The sequence below is a fragment of the Actinocorallia sp. A-T 12471 genome, assembly GCF_033875155.1.
GTDB lineage: Bacteria > Actinomycetota > Actinomycetes > Streptosporangiales > Streptosporangiaceae > Actinocorallia.
Genome location: NZ_JAWZTE010000005.1, coordinates 256888 through 273580, shown reverse-complemented (window position 1 = coordinate 273580; position 16693 = coordinate 256888). Strand labels below are relative to the sequence as shown.

Here is a 16693-nt window from a genome sequence, read left to right as displayed (position 1 = left end):
CCTCCGCCTGCGCGGAGAGAACGATCGCGGCGAGGCGCGCCTGCTCGGCGCTGGCGGGCCACCTCCGCCTGCGCGGAGAGAACACTGAAACCCTCCAGGGACCCGCGCGGCGCGCCGGGCCACCTCCGCCTGCGCGGAGAGAACGCATGACGCCAAGCTCCCCGGTCGCCTCAAGAAGGGCCACCTCCGCCTGCGCGGAGAGAACGATTGCGAAGAGGTGAGCCCGTAGGCTCACCTCGGGCCACCTCCGCCTGCGCGGAGAGAACCCTTCGTGACCTGGGCTTAAAGGGGTGCGTTATGGTTTTGAGATACTGACTGCTTGCGGTGCGGCATGTGCTCCACCGTAGCGGGCGGAGGAGTGGGCTGGGCGGGCGCCGGGGAGGGTTGGCAAGGTGTTCGCCGGCGGTGGTCCTGGTCTGCCGGGGCTGGTCTTTGCCAAGGTGCCGACGTCACGGCTCGATCTTGGCTTTCTGAACAGGAACAGGCGCCCGCCTGATGCCGGCGAGGCTCGACCGGTCGGCATCGCGTAGATGCGTGTCTGCTCCGTGCTCGGCGCCTCCTGGAAGTTGCACACGAGGTTGTACCGGCGAGGAGGGGACGGGCCCCCAGGACGAGGCACGCGAACGCGCCAACCGCGGGCGGGCCGCCCGCTCCCGCCGGACGAGGAGACGGACATGACCGACGAGAACCACATCGCCGTCGTCGGGGTGGCGGCACGCGTGCCGGGAGCCGAGCTGGCGGGCGGCGCGTCGTGACGGCGATCTCCGCGACCTCGGCGCTCTGCGTCGCCGCATCGGCGATCTCGGCCACGGATGCCGCCGCGACGCCCGCGTGCACGTCGATCCCGAGGAGCGGGCCGAGCCGGTCCAGGTCGGCGCGCACCGCGGCGACGGCGGCAGGCGCCTGGCGATGGGTCGGGACCAGGGCGGTGCCCGTCGGGTCGCCGACGACCGCCAAGACGTCTCCTTCGGCGTGCTCGGCGAGGCGGACTATGGCCTCCAGCAGGGCCAGGTTCCACCGACCGTAGGCGGCATTGAGATCAGTGAAACGACCAGGGGCATCCAGGTCGACGGTTTCGTCGGTGCTCAACTCCGCGGAAGCTCCGCCGATCGTGACGGTGAACCGCTGAGGGTCGGGGTCGCTGCCCGGCGGCAGCGGGGGGCGACCCCTGCCGTGGTGGGAGGCGATGAGGTGGAGGGTCAGCGGGTCAGCATCGCGGCAAAGGGCATCGGCGATGCGCGCGGACAGGGCCTCGTGTCGCATCCCGCTGGGGTATCGGGCCATGATGCGGGCACGGCGAAACGCGGCCCGATCAGCGGGGTCCATGCCGGACTTCGCCAACACCGGAGCCTTGGGGCTCAAGGCGCGGAGGGGACGTCGGTGAAGCATCGCCTGGAAGCGCGGGTCGCGTTTTCCCTCGTCATGCCAGGCGGCAGCCAGGACGACGGCTCTTTTCCAATCCTGGGGCAGCCGGAGAGCGTCGGCGAAGAAGGCGGTTCGGGCCGCGACCTGCTGCTGGTGAGTATCGAGACCAACCGGCCCGGAGGAGTGGGCGGAGGAGTCGAGTTCTCCGTCGTCACCTTGGAGACCACCACCTCGGCTGGACAACAGCACTACGGCTTCGTCTTGGCCGATGAGGAGGGTGGTGATGGTGAGACGTTCGGCGAGTCGTGCCAGGTTGTCCAGGAAGGGCAGCCCGTGAGCGGACGGCTTGGGCAGAACGCGGCGGACGGCGCTCACGGTCAGCGCCCGCTCCGGGTCTTCGGCGAAGGCGATCAGACCCGTGATAGCGGGTGCCAGATCTCACCTCTCGGGCGCTGATGGGTTCCGGGGAGCGTCCAGGGCCCAGGTAGCGCACCACGATCGGCTGGCCGTCGCCAGCCGGTGCGTCGTTGGCGGGCTCGCCTTCGATGTCGCTGACCGGATGGTCTTCATGGGCGGAAAGCCACCTGCGAACCGCCGCGATCGGAGCCTCAAGCGCTTCTTCCGCGACCGGCGGTACAGCGTGCAATACGGCCTCCCAACGAGCGAGATCTTGGGGAAGGCCGCAACGCCAGACGATCGCGACATCCGGCTCGCCACGGTCTAGTCCGTGCAGGTAGGGCCCGACCGTCAGTGAAGATCGCCTTCGGGCCATCCCCCGACGTCCACGAACGGGCCGCCACCCACGCCACGAACTCCGCCTCCACCGAGACGAAGTCGCAAAGGAGGACCGACCCACCGGTAACCAACACACAGCCACCGAACCGTTACCCGATCAGCGTCCGCCCGCATCAGAACGGCCAGTCGCGTTAAGAGGCGCCCACGGGGCTCCTTAACGTGACTGGCCGTTCCATTGCTGCTCAAGCCCCGACTACGGCGCAGCGGACCGAGGATGCCGGTGATCTCGGCGACGGCTTCTCCGCCGGGTCGGGTGTAGGGAATGAGCACAGCTTCTCAGGTCAGCGGTAGCGCCACAGCTGGGTGTTCGCGGTGGAGCAGTACTCCAGGACGGCTTCGGCCCCGCGGCGCCCCAGGCACTTCCAGCGGGACTCCCGCTGGGAGTCGGTCCAGATGTACTTGACGGCTTCCGCCGTGCCGGGCATATAGCGGATCGTCCACTCAAATCGGTAGATGTTGAAGTTGCACGGATCGGCTCGCAGCAGGGCGCCGTCGATCTCCTCCGTGGGGAGCAGGCAGTACAACTGCCCGTTCATGCGCGGGTTCACGAGCTTCACCTCATTGTTAGGGCCGCTGCCATGGCGCACGTGAGCCCAGTACTGTCCTTGACCCTGGTCGCAGAAGTCGACCTGCGCGTAGTCTCCTTCACCCAGGCCGTCCAGGCACTCGTCGCGCACATCGTTGACGATGCTGAAGAGGTCGGTGAACGGCCACCCCGGATTTGCGGCGGCCGGCGAGACCCCGCCGACCGTGAGAGCCGCCGCCGCCAAGCCCACCGCGGCGCTCCCCTTCAGCAACCTCGACGTCTTCCCCATCGAACCTCCCCAGACCGTTGCCCATGTGCGAGCCACGGTAAGGGGGCGACACGGCCCGTCCCCAGTGGCCGTTGTCCCGCAGGTCCCGGGACAACGAAGGCGACCACAGAACGGTGTGGGCTTTGCCGGCCCACGAGGAGGATCGGAACGGATTTTGGCGGTAGCGGGCTGATCTTGGCATCGGTTCGGTGACGGGTGTGTTGAGCTGGGCGGGAGGCTCTTAGCGTTCCTGCTCATGCCAGTGGATCTCTTGTCTGATGAGCAGGTGGCGAGGTATCGCCGGTTCCGTGGCGAGGCGTCGGTCGGGGAGCTGGAGCGGTTCTTCCGGCTGGATGCCGCGGCGCGGGTCGGTCGGCCACTACAAGGTCGTGCTGCCGACCGCCGCCTCCGGCCGACTAGGGCGTGAGAGCAGCTCACGGTGACGGTGGGCGGTTATCGGAGGAGGATGTCGCAAAGGCTGTCGATGAGGTCCTGGGTGACGTCCTGGCGGGAAAGGAGCCGGTAGACGAGGGTGCCAAAGAGGATCTCGGCGAGAATGGGGGCGGGTGCAGTTGGGCTGATCTGGCCCTGGCGTTCGGCTTGAGTGATGCGTGCGGTGAGCACGGCCTGGGCGGTCTCGCTGAATCGTTCGCGAAGCCTCGCGGCCACGTCGGGGCTCTCGGCGGTAGCGGAGATGAGGGCGAGTGCGAGGGCGGAGGTCTGCGGTTTCCGGCTCTCAATGCCGACGAGTTCGCCGAGCCAGTGGCTCAGGTCACGACGAAGGTCCCCGCTGTCGGGCATCTCGGAGGCATCGGCCAAGACATAGCCGTCGAGTACGCACTCGGCCACGACGGCGCTTTTGGAGGGCCACCAGCGGTAGATGGTCTGCTTTCCGACGCCGGCGGCGGCGGCGATCCGGTCGATGGAAAGTCGGTCGTAACCATGTTCGGCGAGCTGATCGCGAGTGGCCTCGAGGATGGACCGGCGGGCGGTCTCGCTGCGGGTACGGCCGCGTCTGGGCTGGGGCACACCGTGAACACTAGCCATGAGCGCTGCCTATAGAGTAAAACAAGACAACTAGTCTCGAAAATGAGGAGCTTTCGATGACCACCCCTGCACGGCACCCCGCACCTCGCACTATCAGCGAGCAGGCCCGCGCCTACCTCGACAACGCCCCAAGCGGCTCGGTGCCCTTCCCCGCGTTGCAAGACATCGAGGGTTGGCTCGCCCTCATCAGTGCGGCAGACGGCGTTATCGCTCAGCGCTTCGCCGGCCTGTCGTTGCCGGTGGAGTCCACCGAGCAACAGATCGCCGGGGTCCGCACCTGGGTGCAGACCGCGCAGGGCGTTACGAGCGGAGACGAAACGCCGATCTATCTCAACCTGCACGGCGGTGCTCTGGTGTTCGGCGGCGGCGATGTGTGCCGGTCCACGGGAGAGATCGCCGCCATGACAAACCAGATGATCACCTGGGCCGTCGACTATCGGATGCCGCCACTGCACCCTTATCCCGCCGGGCTGGAGGACTGCCTGGCCGTCTACCGGGCGGCCCTGGAGATCCGCGACCCGGCCGCCATCTTCGTCGGCGGTGGCTCAGCGGGCGGCAACCTGGCTGCAGCGCTGTTGCTGCGCGCCAAGGACGAAGGTCTGCCCATGCCTGCCGCCCTCATCCTGGCCACTCCCGAAGTCGACCTCACCGAATCCGGCGACACCTTCACCATCCTCGACGGAGTCGACCCCGTCCTGTCCAGCCTCAAGGCCGTCAACGAGCTCTATGCGAACGGCCACGACCTCACCCACCCCTACCTGTCGCCACTCTTCGGCGATCTGTCCGGACTGCCACCGACCTTCCTTCAGTCCGGAACCCGCGACCTTTCCTGTCCAACACCGTCCGCATGCACCGAGCCCTGCTCGCCGCCGGAGTCCCCGCCGAACTCCACGTCTTCGAGGCCATGCCACACGGAGGCTTCGGCGGCAGCACCCCCGAAGACCAAGAACTCGCCGCAGCCCAACAACACTTCATCAACACCCACCGCACAGCTCGCTGACCCGCACGCGTTCCCGGCGGCCCCGCCATTGTGCAGACGGCCGGGTCGAGAGAAACTCCGCCGAAGGGCGGCCATCCTGGTAGATGCCCTTGTATCCGGCGGTGCAGACGTTGAGGGACTTCGAGCCCGTCATCTTCCAGACGATCCAGTCGGCGTCCTCGATCCAGCGGTAAGCACGGGAGTAGAGGTCGGGATCTTCTTCCAGAAGCTACCCGCGCCGCGAGGTTCGGCCGGTAGCCCAGCTCGCTCATCGCCGCCAGGACAACGGGCGCGGGCCCGCGGACGCACCCGCTCAGGCGAGTTGATCACCCGGGACACCGTCATCGCCGATGACCCTCGCCAGCGCAACGAAGTCCTCCACAACCGTCGGCCTGCTCTCGGTGGAACGACCCTGCTTCACCTCGGCGTCCCAGCGGCTACGACGACTCGTGAGACATCGTTTCCAGCCTCCCTCCGAGACCATGGGCGCACCCGTCATCCGCCATCGACCAGTCGGCAGCTAAGACCCGTGGCAAACCGCCCGCACTCTCCACGATCCGGACGTTCAGGCTGAAGGCTTCGGGTTCCATCGGTGGCTCCATTCCATCGGTTGGGAGACGCGGTGGTGCTACCTGGCCGACGGCCAGGAGATCACGAGCCGGGAGTGCCGCTTGGTCAGCACGAACCCATCGGGAAGGTCGACGTCCGGGGTGCCCAACGGGTAGACCGACAGGCGAGGCTCGGGCCGTCCGGCGCGGTCCCACGCGGCGATCTGTTCGGCGAGCAGCCGGGCGGCCGCGTGGGCGTCCGACCCGTGCGCGAAGGCTCCGAACTCGTAGCGGCCGTCGTCGAGTTGGCGCGGCTTGGGCCGGTAGGCGAGGGTCGGGCCGTCGACGAAGGCCGGCGTCCCGCACTGCCACGGAAGCGCCACCACGCCCTGGTCGATCGCCTCCTGCGAGCAGGTGACCAGCGCGAAGCCCGGCAGCGTCGCCGCGAGCCACAGGTCCTGGTCGGAGAAGACCTCGTCCCTGTCGATCAGGACATCGGTCCAGGTTTCCGCCCGTGGAAGGTCCAGGACCCCGGCGAGCTGCCCGGCGTCCGCGCTGTCGAGCTCGTCCATCCACAGGCTCACCCGGGGCTCCTCCAGCACGGGGACACCCGTTCCGACGTGCTCGCCCGCGCCCATCATCGGGACGAACCCGCACGCAACATGACCCCTGCTCACCAGGACATCGCCTTGACGCTCCAGCAACCAGGACCGGGTCAAGCCCTTCATCCGGATCGGCACGACGAGCCTCCCGTCCGCCGCGAGCTGTTCGCTCCATGCGGGCGGCACGTCCCAGGCGCCGACCGTCACGATGATCGCGTCGAACGTCCGGTCGCCGTGTAGGGCGAACTCGGCGTCCGCGCACACCACCTCGACGTCGTCGTAGCCCGCCGCGCCCAAGCAGCGGACCGCCCTCGCGCTGATGTCCGGGTCGATGTCGAGAGTGGTCACCGACCCCGCTGCGCCGACGATCTCCCGGATGAGCGCCGCGTTGTACCCGCCCGATCCGACCTCGAGCACTCGATCGCCGGGCTTCAGGCCGGCCTGGCCGAGCATCACCGCCTGGAGCCACGGGGCCGACACCGAACTCGTGTTGATGCCGCGCTCCTCATCACGCTTGGTGACGATCGCGACGTCCCGATATGCCGTCTCCACGTCGGCGTCGTCCTCGGCGAACACATGCCGGGGCACCGCCAGCAACGCCCGCCGGATCTCGTCGCCGAGTACCATGCCCAACGTCCGCTCCGCGATCCCCTCGACCATCGCGTTCCGCAGCTCGTCGACACTCATCGTCTCCAAGTCGGGCCCCTCTCTCCTGCGTCCGCCCACCGCCCCCTGCGGAGAGGCGTGCCCGCCAACCGTGATTCTGCAGCTCGTCCGCCAGAGCGGTGAGCGGTTCGATGCCTTTCAGTGCTTTTCCTCCCCGTGCGCAGCGGTTCTGTCTCTAGGGAAGTTAGAGAAGCACAAAGCGTGCCGGCCAGAAGAATGCTTGAGAATGCTCACTTCAGGGAAGGGCTTCGAGCGCCTTGGTGATCAGGGCGCGCGCGTCGGCTCCGTGGACGGCTTGGCGAGCGTTTTCGGTGAAGGTCTTCAGGTAGAGCGCGATCTCCCGGGGCTGGCTCACCGTCAGTTCGGCGGAGGGGAGTTCGACGAGCACGCGTTCTTCGTCGAAGATCCAGAAACCGGAGGTCGGGAACATGGCGCGCTTGGTGTCTGTGGGGATGATCCCCAGACTCACGCGGGGCAGTGAGATGACGGCCATGAGGCGGTCGAGCTGGCCCGCCATCGCCTCGGCACCGCCGATCCACGTATGGAGAACGGGCTCCTCCAGGACGACGGCGAACCGGCGGTCTCCCGTGTAGAGCACGTTCTGACGCTCCATGCGGGCCTGCACGGCCTGCTCTGTGTCGTCGGGCACGCCGTTCAGGGTGACGAGCTTCTTCATCACGGCCATCGTGTACTCCGGCGTCTGGAACAGGCCGGGGACGACGGCGGGCTGGTAGATGCGGAAGTGACGGGTCGCCTCGTACAGCGGGACAGCGGACTTCTGCACCTGGCGCAGGCCGGTCTTCTGCCGACGCCGCCACTCGACGTACATTCCGGCGATGTCGCGGACCGAGGCCAGGAGATCTTCGGCCTGGTCCTCGGCGTCGCACGCGCGGCACCAGGCCCGGATGTCCTCGGACGAGGGCGTCTGCTTGCCGTGCTCGATCTTGGAGACCTTGGTCCCGTCGTACCATCCGGCCGCGGCGGCGAGTGACTTGGCGGTGTGGCCCGCCTCCATCCGGATCTCGCGCAGCCGAAGACCGAGCGCTTGGCGCGCGGCGAGAACGTTGGAGGCGGGCATTCGGACAGGTTTACCGGATGAGGTCGAAAGCTGTGTGGTCAGTGCCGCGTTCCCACACCGCTTCGAAGGCCGCCGAGCACAGACGGACGGCTGCCGGGTCGGTGGAGACCTCACTCGGCTGGACGGCGCCATCGCCCGCGAAGTGGTTCCACTGAAGGACGGCTTCGTCGAAGAGCCAGAAGTCCGTCCCAGGCAGCGCCAGGTCAGCGGCCAGGCGCGCGGGAGCCAGCGCACGAGTTCGCCGGCTCCGAGGTTCGTGGAGGCGGTCACCGCGTGCTCGTAGGCGATGTAGTCGGTCACGGGTTCGGGGACGGGCGCGAACGCCTCAACAGCCGCGCTCGTCTCCTGGTCAAGGATCCATCCCTGGAGGATGTAGTCGCCCGTCGCCGGGTCACGCCACACCGTGGGCGAGTTGTTGATGTCGGATTCCGGGTCCTTACCGAGGAACTCTAGAGCCATGGCCGTCTCCCATGTCGGGGGTGTGCGCAGGAATGCTCGATCACCAGGGCGCCGCAACCACCGAACGAAGCCAAGACCATACGGCGTTTTGACACATTTATTCGATTTGCTGGCGCGGCACACGGTGGGCGTCCACAACTGATGAATTTCGCGTTCGGGCTGGTGGCGGAGGGCGGGCAGCATTTTTTCTGCCAGTGGCGACCGTGCACGGGTCTAGTTTCCGCGTAATGAATTGACCGCGGAGGGTCACATGTCTCGATTGGAGCATCTGGAGGACCTGGGGCGGAGGCTGACCGATCTCGGGGTGGGAGCGCGGGTGGTGAGCGGGGAGGTACCCGTTCTGCGGGTGGAGAATCCGGGACCGCCGACGCTCGATGAGGTCGTCGGCTGCCAGGTCGGGCCGCAAGGAGCGCTCTGGTTCTCCTGGGTGGGATCCGGGGTTCTCCTAGCTCCCGTCGGCGAGGCGGACGTCGCACGCGAGCGTGTCGCGCTGGTTCTCGCCATGGCGGGAGGTGCGGAGTCATGAGCCGGTGGTCGCGGAAGCGGGAAACCCGGACGGCGAGCGGCCGATGGCTCGGGGACCAGCGGTTCGAGCTCGGACGGCAGAAGGTCGCCGACGTGCAGAGATGGGCCTGACGCATAGGCGATCATCACGAGGAGGGCGCGGCCACGGGCAACGAGCTTGGTGAGCAAGAGAAGCGTCAGTACCTCGGACTTTGGCGCCGGACGACAGACATCGTGCAAGGAATCCCGGAGGTCAGTCGGCCACGTCGACGCCGTGGCCGCGGGCGAGTTCGGCGAGGCCGTGGTCGTAGCCCTGGCCCACCGCGCGGAGCCGCCAGGTTCCCTCGCGGCGGTAGACCTCGGCGAGGATGAGGGTTCGCTCGGTGGTGGCGGCGTCCAGCGCGGCCTCGGCCGCCGGGGCCATGCTGCCAGAGGCCGCTGTGATCTCGATGGCGCCCACGTCGCCGAAGGTCGCCGGGCCGTCGATCGAGGCGGCAATGACTACCTTGTGGACGGCTGCGGGCAGGGCAGCGAGGTCGAGGGTGACGGCCTGTTCGGCAGGGCCGTTCGTCGACAGCGCGATGGTGCCGTCGGGGCTTTCGGGGGCTCCGTAGAACACGAAGTCGTCGTCGGTGGCGACCTGCTGGTCGGTGTCCACGGCGAAGGCGACCACGTCGACGTCGCAGGTGCTCTGGTGGGCCCAGGAGGCGCTGATCGTCCATCTGCCGGAGCCGGGAAGGTCGGTCACGTGGCCGCGGGCCAGGATCGCACAGGCGGTGGCGGTGGGAGCAGGCTGGGCCGGCGTAGTCTTCGGGCCGAAGAGCCATTCGCTCGTGCGCAGGGCGACGTCGAGGGTGCGGATCCTGTCCATGCGGCGGTCCTGGTCCGCGCCGTCCAGCAGGAGGACGTCGGTGACGCTCTTGGAGAGGTTGACCGATGCCGCGCCGCCGAACTCCACGATCTTCTCGCGCGCGGAGGCGGCGCGTTCGTGGGAGCCGCCGAGGACCAGGACGCGGTGCCCGGCCAGAGGTCCCGAAAGCTTGGTGGGAGCGGGAGCGGGAGCCGTCCTGGGGGCGGGTACGCGGGGTGCTTTGTCCTGGACGGGCTGGCCAGGCTGCACTTGATGCAGGAGCCGGACGAAGGTGTCCTCGTCGATGACCGGGACTCCTGCCTCCCTCGCCTTGTCGGCCTTGAGAGTGTCGGTCGCGGCGTCGTTGGCGACCAGGACGCTGGTGTGCCTGCTGACGTTGTTCATGACGTTCAGTCCCGCGGCGACGGCGCGTGCGACGAGTTCAAGGCGGGGCGTCTGCGTCTCACCGGTGATCGCGATCTTCATCCCTTGCACCAGCCGGTCGTTCAGCGGTCCCGGATTGCTGAAGGCGCAGCGGGCTTTGGGCACGCGGACCGGGTACCGCGAGCTCTGCCGCGGCGGGCATTCCACCAGCGGCAGCGGCATCGCCAGGAGAGCCGCCGAGCGAAGGGAGGCGCGCAGCACCCCGGCGAGCATCCGGGTGTCGCCAAGCGCGGTGTGCGCCGGCTGCGGCGCGACCCCATAGTGGTCGACGAGAGTGCCAAGCTTCAAGTCGGGGGTCGCAGGGGCGATCCGCCGGTTCAGCGCCACCGTGCACAGCCGCTGCTCGACCGGGATCCTGATCCCGGCGGCCGCGAACTCCCGCGCGAGGAAGTCGTAGTCGAACTGGGCGTTGTGCGCGACCATGACCCGGCCCTCCAGCAGCGCCGCTACCCGGGCCGCGATCTGCTCGAACCGGGGCGCCCCCCGCAGGCGTTCGGAGGTAAGCCCGTGGATATGGACCGGCCCGGGATCGCAGCCCGGGTCCAGCAGCGTGGAGAACTCCTTGTGCTCCCTGCCCTGCCGGTCGATCGTGATCGCCGCGACGGACAGGATCCGGTGCTGGGAGGCGCGCAGCCCTGACGTCTCCACATCCACCACCGCCCACTCGTGCGGATACAGGTCAGCGGCAGCAGCGGTCACGAACATTTCGGCAGAGTACCGGGGCTATGCCGTCTGAGACCCCGGATCGCTCGAATCGCACTATGCCAGGCAATCGGGACCGCTCGTCGGGGCCTGGCTGCGTCGAGGCCGACAGGCCAGTCGCGCATGCGGCGACGGAGACGGGCATCTTGAGCTACCCCTGAACGACGGCCAGCTTGATGCTGTCCGTGCCGAAGGTGGAAGCTCAGTCGCTTCCTCCTCCAAGTGCTCGATCAGCACTGTCTGGAGCTGCGGATGCAGATGGGCCTCCGGCTCCTCGACGAGAAGAATCGTCAAGTCGGCTTCAGCCGCGTCGGTCAGCTGTGCGAGGACCGTGGCGATGAACAGCAGATTCGCGTACCCGAGCCCCGACTCTGCGAGCCCCCTTGGATCGAGCCCCGCCTCGTCCATGAGCAGACGCAGGCTCCTCACAATCGACGCGACAGATGCCTCGCCGAACCCCAACGCGGCGGACTGCTCCCGTGCACCCGATGTGAGGTCCGAAAGCGGCTGATGGACCGCTGCAATCGCATCCGGCAGGGGTGCGATCTCGCCGATGTCCTTGAACTTCTGACCCATCACCCCGAGCAACTCATCGCGCTACTCCGGCTCTCGCAGCAGCCGCTCGATCACCCCGCCCTGGCGAGACGCGAGCTCCCATTGCGTGTCTCGCAGAGGAGGCAGGTAGAGGTGCCGGATCCGACGGCGAGCTTCCGGCTCGGGATCCGCATCACTCGTCTTGACCAGGCCGGCCTGCCAGGACGTCGTGCCCCGCTGTCGGCCGGACCAGGGCGGCTCGTATGTCGCGCTGATCGTCAACCGACGCTGGCCTCCGCCGCGGTGGAGGCCACTTCCGTCGAAGTAAAGGTCCTTCTTGCCGTCGAGCGGAGCCGGGACGAGCCGGACAGCATCCATCACGTTCGACTTCCCGCGGTTGTTCTCGCCGAGGAGAACGGTGACGCCCTCTCGCAGATGGACCACGGAGTCGTCGAAGGACCTGAATCCGCGGAGCCCGAGCCTTGCCAAGTACACGCGCGACCTCACTGGGGGTGGTGAGCTGGGTGGTACTTCCGGTGGACAAGCTGCCCCAGCGACGCACGCGACAGGGCTTAGCAGATGATAGCGCCTACCGCTACAGATAGAGAGACGAAACTAGCGAAACAAGATCACTCGCCTATCAGTGGACAACAACATCCTCATCAACACCTGATGCAAAGAAGGTGACAACGTTCGCACTCCGTCACGCTATTCTCACCCGTGACCCTCTCACCGTGAGTGCGCTCAAGAGCACAGAGCGCCCAGGTACACCGGGGGCATACCAACGAGAAGAGGTTGGCCGTTGATGGGCGAAGACCGTGGAGAAGCCGTGTGGGCGGATATCTTGGACTTCGCTGGAAATCGGGTGACACAACTGCTTGTCGCGGAGCAGTCGGGCAGTAACGCGCCGAGCGCGGACAACGTCGTCAGGATTACTCCTAAGGACGTCGTCGCGACCTTCGGTGGGGCTTTGCGTTTCGACCATGAGGCTCTTCGCAGGTCTCAGCGGGGAGCCCTCTACAGCGTCCTCGGCCACTGGACCGCTCACAGCGACGTTCCCGCCACCGTCGTGATGCCGACGGGCACTGGGAAGACCGAGACGATGCTCGCGCTTCTTGTCGCCGAGCGCATCGAGCGGTTGATCGTGCTCGTCCCCTCGGACAGCCTGCGCGAACAGATCGCCGCAAAGTTCGAACGACTCGGAGTTCTTCAGGAACTCGGGATCGTGAACGCATCAGCGGCACGGCCCTCTGTCGGCCGGATGACCCGGAGCTTCTCCGACGCGGCAGCCGCCGCGGATTTCGCGAGTGCCTGCAACGTCGTCGTCGCCACACCCCAAATACTCAACACCAGCACCGCGGAAGCCCGCAACGCGATCCTCGACGCCTGCACGCACCTGTTCGTGGACGAAGCGCACCACGTCGAGGCCCGGACATGGACGACGGTTCGGGAACGGTTCGCCGACAGGCCCGTCCTGCAGTTCACGGCGACCCCTTTCCGCGAGGACGGCAAGCACATGGCCGGCAAGATCGTCTACACCTACCCGCTCCGCGCAGCTCAGAGCGACAAGGTCTTCGCACCGATCGACTACTACTCGATCCTGGACTTCGACGACACCGACGACGCCCTAGCCCGCGGTGCCCTCGATCGGCTCGGCTCGGACCTGGCCGCAGGCTACGATCACGTCCTTATGGCGCGCGCGAAATCCATCCCGCGTGCGAAGGAACTCGCCGAGTTGTACCGGCGTCTCGGACCCGAGTACAACCCGGTTCTGATCTACAGCAGCATGAGGGCTACAGCGAAGAAGGCTGCCCTCGACGCCTTGCACGCCGGCGAGACTCAGGTGATCGTCTGCGTGAACATGCTCGGCGAGGGCTTCGACCTTCCCTCGCTGAAGATCGCTGCAGTGCATGACCCGCAGAAGAGCCTGAGCGTCACCCTCCAGTTCATCGGCAGGTTCGCCCGCACCAAGGCAGGGTCAGGCGAACCTCGGCAGCGCGTCCGTCTTCGTCGCTCGCCCGGACGGAGTCCTGGACACACGGCTTCGGTCCCTGTATGCCGAAGACGCGGACTGGAACGAACTGCTTCACGACCTGTCCGACACCGAGATCTCCGAAGAGGTCGAGGTCGGTGACTTCGAGCAGGGCTTCACCGTCAAGCCGGCGGAGATCTCTCTGAGCAACCTCTCTCCGAAGATGAGCACAGTCGTCTACCGTGCTCCGACCACCTCTTGGCAGCCCGAGCAGCTCTACGACTTCTTCGGCCGGGAGAACCTGCTCACCGATCCGATCGGCCTTAACCTCAAAGACAACGTCGCCTGGTGTGTCGTCGAGGTCCCCGCTCCCGTCAGGTGGAGCGACAGCAAAATCCTCTACGACACCACCTACGAGTTGTTCGTCCTCTACTTCGATAACGTGCAGCGCCTGCTCTACATCAACAACTCGGCCAACGATGGTTATTTCGAAGACCTCGCCAAACAGGTCCTCGGCGAGGATGCCGTCAAACTCGACGGGACCACCGTCTACCGGGCGATGGCCGACGTCGTCAGGCTCATCCCCACCAACGTCGGCCTTCTGGAAGCGCGCAGCCGGTTTCGCCGCTTCTCCATGCACGTCGGCATCGACGTCACCGAAGGCTTCCCCAGGACAGAGTCGGCGACCAAGACCCAGACCCATATCTCAGGATCGGGCTTCCGTAACGGAGAGCCGGTGTCCATCTCGGTCAGCACCAAGGGAAGGATCTGGAGCGCGACCACGGCGGAGACCCTCAAGCATTGGCGCGACTGGTGCGATGAGATCGGGCGGAGGCTGCTCGACTCCACGTTGACCATCGACCACATCATGAAGAACTTCATCCTGCCGGAACGGGCGACCGAGCGACCCGAAGCCGCGGTCCTCGCCATGGAATGGCCTTGGAAGCTCTATCTCCGACCCAGCGACTCCGTCCAGGTCCAGTGGGGTGACACCAGCTACCCGATCACCGACCTCGACTTGCGGCCGCTCAACGGAAGCACGACGGGACCGATCTTCTTCGACGTTGTCACGGACCAGGCATCTCTCCAGTACCGTCTCGACATCAGCGAAACTGGATTCGCCTACACCTGCGCAGTGGAATCGGAGCCCGTCGTCCGTAGCCGTGGTGAACTCTTCGGCCCCCTGAGCGTGTGGCTCGACAAGCATGGCCTCACCGTCCACCTCCAGCACGATCAGATCCTGGACACCGACGGAAACCGCCTCGCGGTGAATCACGACAAGCTTCCATTCCCGCAAGAAAGCCTCATCGCACAGGATTGGACCGGAACCGACATCAGAGTCGAGTCACAAGTCGATTCCAAAACCAAGCAGCGCCGCCCCCAGTCCATCCAGACGAGAGCGATCCGGGACCTGATCTCCGAACGGGAATGGGATTTCATCCTTGATGACGACGGCACCGGCGAAGTGGCTGACATCGTCGCAGTCACCAAGGTCGACGAAACACTTCTGGTCCGCCTGGTTCACTGCAAGTACTCAAGCGACGATCAGCCCGGCAGCAGGGTGGCGGATCTCTACGAGGTCTGCGGACAAGCCAACAAGAGCACTCGCTGGCGCCACCACATCGACACCATGTTCACGCGCCTGGAAAAGCGCGCGCGGGCCAAGGGCCCCCGCAACGGAGCCACGCCCTTCGAAGCCGGAGACATCAAGAGCTTTCGTCGTATCTGGGGACAGGCCAAATTCCTCCGGACGGAATTCGAAATAATGGTCGTCCAACCCGGCTTGTCAAAGGCGAAAGCCTCCGAAGAACAGCTCCTCATCCTCGGCTCCACCGAGCGCTACGTAGAGGACATCACCCTCGGCAAACTGATGGTCCGCTGCTCCGCGTAACCCATCATGAGGGCACCGGGACCTGACAACGTCACAACGATGGGCCCGCAGCCACCAGCAGCAGGCCCATCGTTGTGATATTCACCATACTCGAGCACTCCGATACAGGGCCCTCCGGAGGACTCCACAACTTCCGGCCAAATCCGTGATCACCACCATTCTCGCTACCGTCGCGGTAGTGCACGGATCTGGACGAAGTATGACGACCGCAGGTCAGGGCTACAAGCCGAGGTCTCGGGAGATTATCATTTTCATGATTTCGTTGGAGCCGGCCCAGATTTTGGTTACTCGGGCGTCGGTCCAGGCTTGGGCGGTGTGGTATTCGGTCATGTAGCCGTAGCCGCCGTGGAGTTGGACGCAGGCGTCGATGATCTGGTTTTGGATTTCGGCGGACCACCATTTGGCTTTGGCGGCGTCTACGGGGGTCATGTCGCCGGTCAGGTGGTTGGTGAGGCAGGCGTCGATGTAGTAGCGGGTTACGTCGGCCTTGGTGGCCAGTTCGGCCAGGAGGAAGGCGTTGTGTTGGAATTTGCCGATGGGCTGGCCGAAGGCTTCGCGGGTTTTGACGTAGTCGAGGGTCTCTTCCAGGACCTGGGTGGCGTGGGCGAGGTTGGTGACGGCGGAGCCGATGCGTTCTTGGGGGAGGAGTTTCATCATGGAGATGAAGCCCTTGCCCTCTTCGCCGATCATGTTCTCGGCGGGGACTCGGACGTCGCTGAAGAAGAGTTCTGCGGTGTCGGATTCGGGCTGGCCGACCTTGTGGAGTTTGCGGCCGCGTTCGAAGCCTGGCATGTCGGCCTCGACGGCGAACAGGGAGATGCCCTTGGAGCCCTTTGACGGGTCTGTGCGGGCGGCGACGATCACCAGGTCGGCGCTGTAGCCGTTGGTGATGAAGGTCTTGCCGCCGTTGATGATCCAGTCGGAGCCGTCCTTGACCGCGACGGTCTTGAGGGCGGCGAGGTCGGAGCCGCCGGACGGCTCGGTCATGCCGATGGCGGTCCAGAGTTCGCCGGTGCAGAAGCGCGGGAGCCAGCGGCGGCGCTGCTCCTCGGTGGTCAGCTTGACGAGGTAGGGGGCGACGATGTCGGCGTGGATGCCCAGGCACGAGGCGTAGCCCATGGAGACCTTGGCGAACTCCTCGTTGGCGACGACGTTGAAGCGGAAGTCCTCAGCGCCGGAGCCGCCGTACTCCTCGGGCACCTCGAGGCCGAGGATGCCAAGTTCGCCGGCTTCCTTCCAGACCTCGCGGTCGATCGAGCGCTGTTCGACGTACTTGGGGTAGTTCGGCCTCAGGACGCGGTCGGCGAAGCTCCGGACGGTCTCCCTGAACGCCTCGTGGTCCTCGTTGAACAGTGTGCGGCGCATGGCTGCCTCCCGGTTCGTCCTGATTAAGCGCTCGCTTAATGTAGCTCACGCCGGGGCTGAGTCCACCCCGAGGCTGCCGCCGCACAGTCGACGGCGAC

The 16693-nt window shown here is 66.3% G+C and carries 13 protein-coding genes and 1 pseudogene; 4 read left to right on the top strand and 10 right to left on the bottom strand.

Annotated elements, in window-relative coordinates:
- Positions 1-282: 282 nt before the first annotated feature.
- The 3 genes from R9X44_RS35765 to R9X44_RS16775 form a co-directional block, all read right to left on the bottom strand.
- Positions 283-1614: a CRISPR-associated endonuclease Cas3'' gene (locus R9X44_RS35765; RefSeq protein WP_413774953.1), complete on the bottom strand. Its 1332-nt coding sequence runs from the start codon at positions 1612-1614 to the stop codon at positions 283-285.
- 827 nt (positions 1615-2441) lie between these two features.
- Complete coding sequence (locus R9X44_RS16780) at positions 2442-2975, bottom strand: hypothetical protein (protein ID WP_319815105.1); 534 nt, start codon at positions 2973-2975, stop codon at positions 2442-2444.
- 432 nt (positions 2976-3407) lie between these two features.
- The gene (locus tag R9X44_RS16775; protein WP_319815104.1) at positions 3408-3983 is read right to left on the bottom strand and encodes a TetR/AcrR family transcriptional regulator; all 576 of its coding nucleotides are present in this window, start codon (positions 3981-3983) and stop codon (positions 3408-3410) included.
- Between the two features lie 74 nt (positions 3984-4057).
- Between R9X44_RS16775 and R9X44_RS16770 the strand changes: the two genes are divergently transcribed.
- The gene (locus R9X44_RS16770) at positions 4058-5554 is read left to right on the top strand and encodes an alpha/beta hydrolase fold domain-containing protein (protein WP_319815103.1); all 1497 of its coding nucleotides are present in this window, start codon (positions 4058-4060) and stop codon (positions 5552-5554) included.
- 54 nt (positions 5555-5608) lie between these two features.
- On the opposite strand, the gene fxlM is transcribed toward R9X44_RS16770, so the two are convergent.
- The 3 genes and pseudogenes from fxlM to R9X44_RS35760 form a co-directional block, all read right to left on the bottom strand.
- Complete coding sequence (gene fxlM / locus R9X44_RS16765) at positions 5609-6817, bottom strand: methyltransferase, FxLD system (RefSeq protein WP_319815352.1); 1209 nt, start codon at positions 6815-6817, stop codon at positions 5609-5611.
- A gap of 214 nt (positions 6818-7031) precedes the next feature.
- The gene (locus R9X44_RS16760) at positions 7032-7874 is read right to left on the bottom strand and encodes a helix-turn-helix transcriptional regulator (RefSeq protein WP_319815102.1); all 843 of its coding nucleotides are present in this window, start codon (positions 7872-7874) and stop codon (positions 7032-7034) included.
- 10 nt (positions 7875-7884) lie between these two features.
- Positions 7885-8333 (bottom strand): annotated as a pseudogene (locus R9X44_RS35760) (DUF6879 family protein).
- 250 nt (positions 8334-8583) lie between these two features.
- Here R9X44_RS35760 and R9X44_RS16755 point away from each other — a divergent pair.
- The gene (locus R9X44_RS16755; RefSeq protein WP_319815101.1) at positions 8584-8859 is read left to right on the top strand and encodes a hypothetical protein; all 276 of its coding nucleotides are present in this window, start codon (positions 8584-8586) and stop codon (positions 8857-8859) included.
- Positions 8860-9090: 231 nt separating this feature from the next.
- Here R9X44_RS16755 and R9X44_RS16750 read toward each other — a convergent pair whose 3' ends face one another.
- From R9X44_RS16750 to R9X44_RS16740, 3 genes are read right to left on the bottom strand one after another with little or no spacing between them, the layout of a single operon-like run.
- Positions 9091-10836 carry a TerD family protein gene (locus R9X44_RS16750; protein WP_319815100.1) on the bottom strand — a complete coding sequence of 582 codons (1746 nt, stop codon included), beginning with the start codon at positions 10834-10836 and terminating at the stop codon, positions 9091-9093.
- A 54-nt stretch (positions 10837-10890) separates the two neighbouring features.
- The gene (locus tag R9X44_RS16745) at positions 10891-11409 is read right to left on the bottom strand and encodes an AAA family ATPase (protein WP_319815099.1); all 519 of its coding nucleotides are present in this window, start codon (positions 11407-11409) and stop codon (positions 10891-10893) included.
- Between the two features lie 21 nt (positions 11410-11430).
- On the bottom strand, positions 11431-11862 hold the full coding sequence (locus R9X44_RS16740; RefSeq protein WP_319815098.1) for an AAA family ATPase: 432 nt from the start codon (positions 11860-11862) through the stop codon (positions 11431-11433).
- A 310-nt stretch (positions 11863-12172) separates the two neighbouring features.
- On the opposite strand from R9X44_RS16740, the gene R9X44_RS16735 reads away from it, so the two are divergent.
- A complete protein-coding gene (locus tag R9X44_RS16735; RefSeq protein ID WP_319815097.1) occupies positions 12173-13501 on the top strand; it encodes a DEAD/DEAH box helicase in 1329 nt (442 codons plus the stop codon).
- Between the two features lie 61 nt (positions 13502-13562).
- Positions 13563-15230, top strand: coding sequence for a hypothetical protein (locus R9X44_RS16730; RefSeq protein ID WP_319815096.1), 1668 nt, complete (start codon positions 13563-13565; stop codon positions 15228-15230).
- 219 nt (positions 15231-15449) lie between these two features.
- On the opposite strand, the gene R9X44_RS16725 is transcribed toward R9X44_RS16730, so the two are convergent.
- Positions 15450-16595 (bottom strand): acyl-CoA dehydrogenase family protein, encoded by a 1146-nt coding sequence (locus tag R9X44_RS16725; protein WP_319815095.1) that lies wholly within the window; start codon positions 16593-16595, stop codon positions 15450-15452.
- Between the last annotated feature and the right edge of the window lie 98 nt (positions 16596-16693).